1 protein-coding gene is annotated in these 1,324 nt (G+C 61.6%); it reads right to left on the bottom strand.

Annotated elements, in window-relative coordinates:
- Window positions 1-34 precede the first annotated feature (34 nt).
- Complete coding sequence (locus NCR40_RS31165; protein ID WP_502801054.1) at window positions 35-1,306, bottom strand: IS256 family transposase; 1,272 nt, start codon at window positions 1,304-1,306, stop codon at window positions 35-37.
- Window positions 1,307-1,324: the final 18 nt, after the last annotated feature.

Here is a 1,324-nt window from a genome sequence, read left to right as displayed (position 1 = left end):
GTCCGCATTTTTGTGTGCGAGGCGGTTAGCGGAGTCACCCGCGTGCGTTGGTAAAACGCTCTCCAAACAGGATGGCAAACTGGTTCATCGCGGACGACCAGTCGAACGCCGCGCGTACTGACTTTGCCAGCACGTTGCGCAATGCCAGCCACAGCAGCTTGATGGCGGCCTCGTCATTGGGGAAGTGGCCGCGTGTCTTGATGATCTTGCGTAGTTGCATGTTCAGACTCTCGATGGCGTTTGTGGTGTAGACGACACGGCGTATGTCCGGCGGAAACACGAAGAACGGTGTGACGTTCTCCCACGCCCGTCGCCACGACTGCACGATAGTCGGATACTTCGCACCCCACGGGCCTTCGGCAAAGGCCTCCAGGGCCTGCTGAGCGGCCTGTTCACTCGCGGCGGCATAGACCGGCCGCAGCGCTGCGGCCACGCTCTTGCGGTCCTTGTAGCTGGCGTACTCCAGACTGTTGCGGATCAGATGCACGATGCAGGTCTGCACGGCCGTACGCGGGTACGCCGTGCCAATCGCCTCAGCCAGTCCCTTCAGGCCGTCGACCACCGCGATCAGGATGTCCTGGCAGCCCCGGGTCTTCAGTTCGTTGAACACTTTCAGCCAGAACTTCGCACCTTCGGTCTGTTCGATCCACAGGCCGAGCACATCGCGCTGGCCGTCGGCTTGAATGCCCAGCGCCAGATACACCGCCTTGTTGCTCACCACGCCGTCGCTACGGATCTTCACACGCAGCGCGTCGAAGAACACCACCGGGTACATCGGCTCAAGCGGACGGCTTTGCCAGGCGAGCGCTTCAGCCATGACTTCGTCGGTGACCGAGCTGATGAAATCGGGCGAAACCTCGGTGCCATAGGCTTCGGCCAGAAACGCCTGGATCTCGCGCACACTCATGCCGCGCGCGTACATGGCGATGATGCGCTCGTCGAAACCGGTAAAACGGCGCTCGTGTTTCGGAATCAGGATGGGTTCAAAACTGCCGTCACGATCACGCGGCAGATCGACCCTGAGCGGGCCATAATCGGTGATGAGCGTCTTGCCGCTGGCGCCGTTACGTTCGTTGTCCTGGCCGTCGGGTTTCGGCTGCCCCGCCAGGTAGCCCAGATGCATCTTCATCTCGGCGCCCATCGCGCGCTCGATGAGTGCCTTGTTGAACGCCAGCATCAGGTCCTGGACCTCGATGGGCGTCATCGGGCCTTTGACCAGGTCATCCAGCAGACCTTCCGGAAGGGCAGGCAGCGGCCCTCGGGCCGCTGCCTGAGAAGCGACGGTGCGTTTCTTCTTCATCGGCATATCCATGACTTTTACCTC

This window comes from Caballeronia sp. GACF4 (assembly GCF_023631025.1).
Taxonomy (GTDB): Bacteria; Pseudomonadota; Gammaproteobacteria; order Burkholderiales; family Burkholderiaceae; genus Caballeronia.
This window is presented reverse-complemented; position numbering and strand designations above follow the sequence as displayed.